General features: G+C 68.1%; 11 protein-coding genes. 3 read left to right on the top strand and 8 right to left on the bottom strand.

Annotated elements, in window-relative coordinates; genetic code table 11:
* The 3 genes from leuD to VFV09_14885 form a co-directional block, all read right to left on the bottom strand.
* A partial coding sequence (leuD, locus tag VFV09_14895; GenBank protein HEU4868999.1) for a 3-isopropylmalate dehydratase small subunit occupies positions 1–537 on the bottom strand: 537 nt, incomplete at its 3' end.
* Position 538: 1 nt separating this feature from the next.
* Positions 539–1,948 (bottom strand): 3-isopropylmalate dehydratase large subunit, encoded by a 1,410-nt coding sequence (gene leuC, locus VFV09_14890; protein HEU4868998.1) that lies wholly within the window; start codon positions 1,946–1,948, stop codon positions 539–541.
* A gap of 99 nt (positions 1,949–2,047) precedes the next feature.
* Positions 2,048–2,950, bottom strand: coding sequence for a serine protease (locus VFV09_14885; GenBank protein HEU4868997.1), 903 nt, complete (start codon positions 2,948–2,950; stop codon positions 2,048–2,050).
* Positions 2,951–3,105: 155 nt separating this feature from the next.
* Between VFV09_14885 and VFV09_14880 the strand changes: the two genes are divergently transcribed.
* From VFV09_14880 to VFV09_14870, 3 genes are all read left to right on the top strand, one after another.
* Positions 3,106–3,771, top strand: coding sequence for a hypothetical protein (locus VFV09_14880; GenBank protein ID HEU4868996.1), 666 nt, complete (start codon positions 3,106–3,108; stop codon positions 3,769–3,771).
* 4 nt (positions 3,772–3,775) lie between these two features.
* A complete protein-coding gene (locus VFV09_14875) occupies positions 3,776–4,015 on the top strand; it encodes a hypothetical protein (GenBank protein ID HEU4868995.1) in 240 nt (79 codons plus the stop codon).
* 75 nt (positions 4,016–4,090) lie between these two features.
* On the top strand, positions 4,091–4,459 hold the full coding sequence (locus VFV09_14870; GenBank protein HEU4868994.1) for a hypothetical protein: 369 nt from the start codon (positions 4,091–4,093) through the stop codon (positions 4,457–4,459).
* Here VFV09_14870 and VFV09_14865 read toward each other — a convergent pair.
* From VFV09_14865 to VFV09_14845, 5 genes are all read right to left on the bottom strand, one after another.
* Complete coding sequence (locus VFV09_14865; protein HEU4868993.1) at positions 4,442–5,194, bottom strand: uroporphyrinogen-III synthase; 753 nt, start codon at positions 5,192–5,194, stop codon at positions 4,442–4,444. The genes VFV09_14870 and VFV09_14865 overlap by 18 nt on opposite strands.
* Positions 5,191–6,084 carry a hydroxymethylbilane synthase gene (hemC, locus tag VFV09_14860; GenBank protein ID HEU4868992.1) on the bottom strand — a complete coding sequence of 298 codons (894 nt, stop codon included), beginning with the start codon at positions 6,082–6,084 and terminating at the stop codon, positions 5,191–5,193. The genes VFV09_14865 and hemC overlap by 4 nt, the downstream gene beginning before the upstream one ends.
* Positions 6,084–7,280: a glutamyl-tRNA reductase gene (gene hemA / locus VFV09_14855; protein HEU4868991.1), complete on the bottom strand. Its 1,197-nt coding sequence runs from the start codon at positions 7,278–7,280 to the stop codon at positions 6,084–6,086. Before hemA ends, hemC begins: the two co-directional genes overlap by 1 nt.
* A complete protein-coding gene (hemH, locus tag VFV09_14850; protein HEU4868990.1) occupies positions 7,277–8,200 on the bottom strand; it encodes a ferrochelatase in 924 nt (307 codons plus the stop codon). The genes hemA and hemH overlap by 4 nt, the downstream gene beginning before the upstream one ends.
* On the bottom strand, positions 8,197–8,626 hold a 430-nt coding region (locus tag VFV09_14845; GenBank protein HEU4868989.1), incomplete at its 5' end, for a uroporphyrinogen decarboxylase family protein. The genes hemH and VFV09_14845, both read right to left, overlap by 4 nt.

Here is an 8,626-nt window from a genome sequence, read left to right as displayed (position 1 = left end):
CTGAAGCTGCATGGTCAGGCCTATGTCGTCCAGGCCGTTCATCAGTCGGTAGCGGGCGAAGTCATCCAGGGGAAAGCCGGTTTCGATGCCCGCAGACGCCACGGAGACCGTGCGCTTGTCCACGTCGATGACGATCTCGGTCGACGGGTCCTTCTCGACCAGGTCGGTGATCGCCTTGACCGTCTCCTCCGGGATCTGGACCGGCAGCAGGCCGTTCTTGAGGGAGTTGGCCCGGAAGATGTCGGCGAAGCCGGACGAGATCACGGCGTAGAAGCCCGACTCCTCCAGCGCCCACACTGCGTGCTCCCTGGACGACCCGCAGCCGAAGTTCGGCCCGGCGAGCAGGATCGAGCCCTGCTTGTACTCCGGGCGGTTCAGGACGAAGTCGGGGTCCTCCCGCCAGGCCGAGAACAGGCCGTTGCCGAACCCCGTGCGCTCGACCCGCTTCAGCCACACGGCGGGGATGATCTGGTCGGTGTCGACGTCGCTGCGCTTGAGCGGGACGCCGGTGCCGACGACCTGGGTAACCGGTTCCACGCTAGCGCCCGTTGAGGTCGGTGGGGGAGGCGAAGTGACCGGCAATCGCCGTCGCCGCCGCCACGGCGGGCGAGACCAGGTGGGTGCGGCCGCCCTTGCCCTGGCGCCCTTCGAAGTTGCGGTTGGAGGTCGAGGCACAGCGCTGGCCGGGGCCGAGCTGGTCCGGGTTCATGCCCAGGCACATCGAGCACCCGGCGCCCTCGCGCCACTCGAATCCGGCGTCGACAAAGATGCGGTCCAGGCCTTCGGCTTCGGCGTCGGCTTTGACCTTCATCGATCCCGGCACGACCATCGCCCGCATCCCCTCACGGACCCGGTGCCCGGCGACCACCTCGGCTGCGGCCCGAAGGTCCTCCAGCCGGGCGTTGGTGCAGGAGCCGATGAAGACTGCGTCGACGGGGATGTCCCGCATCGCGGTGCCCGGCGTCAAAGCCATGTAGTCCAGCGCCCGGCGGGCGGCTTCCTTCAGGGAGGGGTCGGTGTAGTCCTCGGGGTCGGGGACCTTGCCTTCGATGCCCACCGTCTGCGCCGGGTTCGTGCCCCAGGAGACGTAGCGGCGCAGGTTGGCGGCGTCGATGACGATCTCCCGGTCGAAGACGGCGTCGTCGTCGGTCCGCAGCGTGCGCCAGTCCTCCAGCGCCCGCTCCCAGTCCGCTCCCTTGGGGGCGTACTTGCGGCCCTCCAGGTAGGCGTAGGTGGTGTCATCGGGGGCGATCATGCCGGCCCGGGCCCCGCCCTCGATCGACATGTTGCAAACCGTCATCCGGCCCTCCATCGACAGTTGCCGGATCGCCTCGCCCCGGTACTCGATGATCGCCCCGGCGCCTCCGCCGGTGCCGATGTGGGCGATGATCCCCAGGATCACGTCCTTGCTGGACAGGCCCTCGGGCAGGGCGCCCTCGACGGTGACCGCCATGGTGGCCGGCGTGATCTGCGACAGGGTCTGGGTGGCCAGCACGTGTTCGACCTCGCTGGTGCCGATGCCGAAGGCCAGCGCCCCGAAGGCGCCGTGGGTGGAGGTGTGGCTGTCGCCGCAGACGATGGTGATCCCGGGTTGGGTCAGCCCCATCTCGGGGCCGATCACGTGAACGATTCCCTGGCCCGGGTGGCCCATGGGCAGCAGCTTGACCCCGAACTCCTCGCAGTTGCGGCGCAGGGCCTCGATCTGCTTGGCGGAGATCGGGTCGGCGACCGGCTTGTTGATCCCGATTGTAGGGACGTTGTGGTCCATCGTGGCGATGGTCAGGTCGGGGCGGCGGACCTTGCGGCCGGCCAGGCGGAGCCCGTCGAACGCCTGGGGGGACGTGACCTCGTGCACCAGATGCAGGTCGATGTAGAGCAGATCCGGTTCGCCGGGGGCGCGGTGAACCACGTGGCGTTCCCAGACTTTCTGCGACAGCGTCTGACCCATAGCTTTAAGGGGACTCCTTGAAATAGCGGGGAAGTTAGGCCGGAACCTAATCCAGTGTAAATCGAAGTCGCCCGGCTCTTCTCGGCTTGGCCTCTTGAGCTACAAACCCAGCGGCCCCAGCAGGCCACCAATAAGCGGCAGCGGGCCCAGGGGCAGCTGGTTGGCGTTGAACGGAACCGTCCCCTTCGCAAGCTGGACGCCGGACAGCTCCGGCACGTTGGCCTTCATGTAGCTGAGCTCCCTGCCGATGTCGCCCACGCCGTTGGTCAGGCCGCCGGGGACTGCGACCTCCACCGTGCTCAGTACCCCCAGGGCTTTGCCTGACCGGTCGAGGAAGGCGCTGCCCGAGTCGCCCGGGATGCCCGGCGTGAGCACCAGGGCCGTGTGGCTCCAGCCGGCGCCCCGGTCGCCCTGGCTGAATCCGAGCTTCGGCGCAAGCAACTCCAGTCCAAGGCGCAGCGGCGAGTTCCCGTAGCTGTATACATACTCATTCACCGGCGACCCGGTGGTGTTGATGCCGTTGGGTCCGCCCCAGTGGGGGATCGACGGGTTCACGCGGCCGAAGTCCGCCGGATCGAGACGGATCAAAGCCAGGTCGTTGTACATGCAGGTGTCGAAATGGGGCTCGCCCAGGGATTGCATCGTCAGCCAGGAGTTGTAGACCAGGGTTCCGGGTTTGGTTGCTCCGTTGACCGTCACCGGGGTTCCCAGAGGCAGCGACGGCGCCGTGCAGCCGTTCACATCGGTGGCCGCCCCGGTGGTCGAGCAGTGTGCAGCCTGTCCGAGGTAGACGTGGCTGTTGTCGTAAAACACGAAGTTCGAGGTGCACGCGCCCGGGCCGGTGGTCACCATGACCCCGGGATGGATCGGCGCACTGGCCGCCGGCGCCCAGGCCGGCGCCGCTGAGGCGGCGGTCGCCGGGACCGTCACGGCCAGCAAAACGATCAGCACCAGAAGAACGATGCTCTTGCGGCCCCCGAACACAGAACTAACTGACTTCACCAGAACCCCCCTTGGCATGGTTGCGACCAGCTCATGATCTGTCAGATCGCCGGACTAGTCAACGCCTAGAGTGGCGATTCCGCTACAAGGAAATCTTTGTGGCCGGCCGACCCGCCAGATAGATTTCGCGGTGACCCCAACCCGGAGGAGAACCCATGCGCAGCCGAGCTGAAGGTGTAGTTCCACCCGTTCGTAGAATCCTCGCATTCCAGCTGTTTTTCGCTGCCGTCCTTCTGCTCCAGTGGGTCGTGATTCCGGCCACGGCGCTGGCACAGGAGACCGAATCCGACGAGACCACCGGCGTGAAGCTCGTCGACCTGACCCCGGGCAACGCAATGGTCCTGGTCATCCTCGGCTCGATCGGCGTGGGCGCGGTCTGGTTCATCCCGATGCTCTACGACATGCGCAAGTCCTACAAGCGTCAGGTCGTGGCGTGGGAGTCGCTGGCCGCCAAGTACCTCGAGAAGGCGGGCGACGAGCCCAGTCTTGCCGAGCTCCGGCTCCTCCTCCCGCAGATCTCGAAGCCTCCCCGGGGGGTGCCGGGGCTGACCCGCAGCCTGTTTGCGTTCACGGTGTTGACGGTCATCGCCGTCTCGCAGCTCGGCCTGACCTTCTTCAACATCGAAGGGGCCGCCGACCTGCGCAAGACGATCGTCACCTCGCTGCTGAGCGTGTTCGCGTCGATCACCGGCTTCTACTTCGGCCAGCGCGGCTCGCAGCACGAGGACGACGTGCAGCCCCTTCCCGACCCGAAGCTCGGGCCGGCGCCTGCGGCGCCCAAGCCGCCCGAACCCCATAAGCCGGGCGACGCATTAGGCTAGGCCCATGAGTGAATCCTGGCTAAATCGAGATGTGAAGATCGTGCAGTTGCTGAATCCCAACCGTGAGGTCGCAGGCACCATGGGACTGGTGGAGGACCCCCAGATCGGGGAGGTCGCCAAGGTCATCTACGAGTACCCGGCGCCCGACACCAAGGTCAGCGTGGAGAAGTCCAACGACATGGGCACCGTCTGGTTCGCCGACTTTGCCCGTGAAGAGCTGGAGCTGGTTCCCGAAGGGGAGTAACCCGTCCGATCTTGACACCGTCGGTCTCCGAAGCGCACCATCGATTCAACCGGAGTTTGCGGAGGTGGACCGCAGATGGGCAACGAAGACTGTCCTTTGTGCTCGGCCTCCATGGAGGTCCGCAACGTTGCGCCGTGCGAACAGTGCGGGGGCGACCCCGACTCGCTGGACCGCTTCGGCGCGAAGAACCAGACCTACCACCTGGTGAGGGTCCTCGGCGGCCGGGAGCTGATCCTCTGCACCGGCTGCATGCTCGACTTCGGGTCGCTCGACCCCAACTTCCTCGGCGTCCCGCCCGATGTCAGCTACGGCTTCGAGAACATGGAGATCGTGCGGGAGATCAATGCGCCGGCGATCCGGGCCGACAACTACTGCCCGGAGTGCGAGTACCGGCTCAAGTTCCTGCGGTTCGTGAAGGACGTGCGCTCAGCGACCCACGGCTAGGTAGTCCTTCAACGCCTCGATGAGACCCGGGATGTCGTGGTCGGCCGCCTCTACCGTGACCTCCAGGCCCTGCCGGCGGATTTCGGCGCTGGTTGCCGGGCCGATGCTGCAGATCACGAGCTCGGGCCCCGGCTTCCGGCCGCCGCAGGCCTGTGCGAAGCTCCTGGCGATCGAGGCGCTGGTTAGCGCTACAGCGTCCACCTCAGCCAGGGCCTTGTGGACAAGATCGGTGTTGCAGACCTCGGTGCCGTAGGCGTCGATCCGGGTCACCTCGAAGCCCCGGGCCTCCAGGGCCTCGTCCAGCTCCTTGGTTGCGATGTCGGCCCGGATCAGCAGCACGCTGGCCGGCGGGTCGGGCAGCTCCTCGGCGACCTTGACCGAGGTGTACGAAGTCGGCATCCACTCCACCGGCACCCCGTGGGCCTCCAGCGCCCGCTTCGTGCCGGGGCCGATGGCGCCGACCCGTTCGGGGAGCGTCTGGACGTCCGAACCGGTCTCCTCCATGCGGGCCATCACGCTCTCGACGCCGTTCACGCTGGTGAACACCACCCAGTCGAAGTTGGGGGCCCGGGTGATCGCCTCGTCCGCTTTGGTCCAGCTGGCAGGCGGCACGATCCGGATGGCCGGAACCACCACTGCGGTGGCGCCTTCGGCCTCCAGCTTGCCGGCCAGCTCACCCGCCTGGTGTTCGGGCCGCAGGACCAGCACCCGGACACCGTCCAGGGGACCGTTCAACCGTCCAGTCCCAGCATCTCCCGTGCGCCCTGCTCGATGAGGTTGCGGGCGACCTCCTCGGCCAGCCTCAGGCGGTCGGCCGCCGGCCCCCGGGCGATGTGCTTGATCTCGACGCCGCCGTCGGACGAGATGACCCGGGCCTCGATGACCAGGACCTCGGCGTCGGACAGCCCGTAGGCCGACACCGGCAGCATGCACCCCCCGCCGAGGCTGCTCAGGACCGCCCGTTCCGCCTCGACCTCGTCGGCGGTGGCCTGGTGGTGCATCTGACCGACCAGCTCGGCGACCAGCGGGGCGTCGGAGCGGACCTCGATGGCCAGCGCGCCCTGGCCCGGCGCCGGCAGTGCCAGGTGGATGGGGATGACGTAGTCGGGTGTGATGCCCAGCCGCGGGAGACCGGCGGCGGCGAGCATGGCGGCGTCGTAGTCGCCCCGGGCGACCTTTTCGATGCGGGTCGGAATGTTGCCGTGGAGCGGGATCACCTGCAGGTCCGGCCGTAGATGGCGCAGCTGGGCCGTCCGCCGGGGGCTCGACGTGCCGACCCGGGCCTCCCGCGGCAGAGCGTCCAGCGTGCTTCCAACCAAAGCCTCGCGGGCGTCGGCCCGCATCGGGATCGCCGCCACCGTAAGGCCCTCGACCGGCGCAGTCGGCAGGTCCTTCAGGGAGTGAACCCCGACGTCGACCTTTCCGTCCAGGAGGGCGTTTTGGATCTCCTTGACGAAGATCCCGTCGCCGAGGTTCGGGTTGCTGGGCTTGAGGACCGGCTTGGAGTCGATGACCTCGAGGACGGCCTCGAGGTCGGGGGATAGGGCCTGCAGCTGATCGGCCACCCAGCGGGCCTGGATCAGGGCGAGCCGGCTGCCCCGGGTGCCGATGCGAAGTACGGGCATCAGTCGCCCGGGAGGTGGAAGATCCTCCGGATGGTGGCCCGGTCGGCCTCGTTGCACCGGCGGAGCTCAACCGTGGGCCCGTGGAGCAGCTTGTTCGCGATCCGCTGGCCGACCGCCGAGACCTTGGCCTCCTGATCGGGGTTCAGCCCCAGACCGCCCATCGCCCGGCGCACCTCGTCCCGCACGATCTGCTCGGCGAAGTCGTGGAGTTCCTTGATGGTCGGACCGGATGCCCGGGTGTCGGCCCAGTGCATCAGGTCGGCGACCTCCTTTTTCACCATCGACTCGGCGTCGATCATGGCGTCGGTGATCTCCGGTCCCCGGGGTCCGGGAAGCTCGTCCAGGTCCAGGACCTCGATCATGTCGTGGCTGATCGCGTCGACCACCCGGGGGACGGACAGGTCGAGCAGCAGCAGGTGCGACCTCGGGTTGGCCGGCAGGTCGTCCATGGTGATCTTGAAGTCGCCGGCCAGGGCCACTATCGCCACGTCGGTTTCGGTCAGGAGGGACCGGATGTCGTCGAGCGTGTGGGCGACGGCGCCGACCTCGTCGGCCAGCTGCTCGGCCGACTCCCGGGTCCGGCTGACGACGGTCAGGGTGGCGCCGCTCTTGCGGCATCCGAAGGCGGCGTCCCGGGCGATCTCGCCCGCGCCGACGATCAGCACCCGGCGGTCGGAGGGCCGCTCGAAGCGGGTGTTCAGGTAGTCGGCGGCGAAGTCCCCGATGGAGCGGGCCAGGCGGCCGAGCGGGGTCTCGTTGCGGACCTGGCGGCCCAGGCGGATGGCCCGGCCGAAAAGGTTGGTGAGGATCGGACCGGTGGAGCCGGCCTCCTGCGCCAGGGTCAACGCCCGCCGGACCTGGCCGAGCACCTGCGGCTCGCCGACCACCAGCGAGTCCAGCCCGCAGGCGACGCTGAACAGGTGCTCGATCGCTTCGGCGCCCTGCATGAAGCTCACGTCGTGCTGGTCGGTCGGGAGCAGCCCGGGCATGATCGCGGCGACTGCGTGGACCACGTCCGCTTCCAGCCCGTCGCCGGTGGCGTAGATCTCGGTGCGGTGGCAGGTGGAGAGGACGATGAGCTCGCCGATGCCCGGCCGGGGGCCGCTAAGCAGCTCCCGCTGGCCGTCCTCGGTGAGTGCCAGGCGGTCGCGAAGCTCGGCCGGTGCGTTCCTACCTGCGCTGAGGGCAACAATCATGACTGGTCAGAGTACCGCGAAACGATGTCGGCCAGCGCCCGGATGAACCGCCGGTCGGCGTTGGGGGAGGGGATGCGGCGCAGCTCGATGCCCAGCTCCTGTGCTTTTTCCACGCACTCGACGTCCACGTCGAACAGCACCTCCAGGTGGTCGGCCACGAACCCGACCGGGGCAATCAGCGCCCGCTTTCCGCCCTCCTGGGCGAAGGTCTCCAGGCGGTTCAGGATGTCGGGGCCCAGCCACGGCTCTCCCGTGGTGCTCTCGGACTGCCAGCTGGTGGTGTAGTTGGCGATGCCGGCGGCGTCGGCGAAGACCTTGGCCGAGTCGGCCAGCTGGTCGGCGTAGGGGTCGCCCTCGGCGACGATCCGGGCCGGGATGCTGTGGGCGGTGAAAAAAACGCAGGTGCCGGGGTCGGCGGCGTTCCAGCCGTCCAGCGTCTCGGTGAGGTTGGCGGCGACCAGGTCGACGAACGCCGGCTCGTCGTACCAGGACTTCACCATCGTGAGCTCGAAGTTGGCGCCGGTGGCCTCCCGGGCCTTCAGGATCCGGGCCTCGTACTCCCCGATGCTCTTTTTCGAGAAGTGGGGGGCCAGCACCAGGGCGATGACCTTTTCGATGCCGGCCTCGGCGATCTTGGCGACGGTGTCGGCGACGAACGGGTGCCAGTGCTTCATCCCTGTGAACACCGCGTAGCTGCCGGCGTTTTCGTGCTCCAGCAACTCCTCCAGCGACTCCGCCTGCTCCTGGGTGATCTCGTTGAGGGGCGACTTGCCGCCGATGCGGGCGTACCGGTCGGCCAGTACCTTCAGCACCTGCGGCGACGGTGGCCGGCCGCCGCGGATGTCGGTGAAGTAGGGCTCCACCTCGTCCGGGGTCCGGGGGCTCCCGTAGGCCATCAGCAGGACGGCGGTGCGGCTCATACGGAGTACCCGTGCACGGTGTCGACCAGGAGCTTGAGGTTGTCGAGCGGCGTGTCGGGCAGCACTCCGTGGCCCAGGTTGAAGACGTGGCCCGGCCGTCCGGCGGCCCTCTGGAGGACCGCTTTGGCCTCCTTGACCATGGTCTCGGGGTCGCCTAGCAGCAGCTTCGAGTCGAGGTTGCCCTGGACCGCCTTGTCGTGGCCGACCCGGTCCCACGCCTCGTCGAGCGGCACAGCGGCGTCGATCCCGACCACCTCCGGGTCCGGCGCAGCCATCAGCTCGAGCAGGTCCTTCGTGCCGGTTCCGAAGTGGATCCGGGGCACCCCCAGTCCGGCGGTGCCTTCGAAGATGCGGGCGGAGTAGGGGAGTGCGAACTCTTTGTACTCGTCCGGCGAGAGGCGGCCGACCCTGGAATCGAACAGCTGC

The sequence above is a fragment of the Actinomycetota bacterium genome (assembly GCA_035759705.1).
Taxonomy (GTDB): domain Bacteria; phylum Actinomycetota; class CADDZG01; order JAHWKV01; family JAHWKV01; genus JAJCYE01.
The sequence above is the reverse complement of the archived record's forward strand: the minus strand, read 5'-3'. Positions and strand labels throughout refer to the sequence as shown.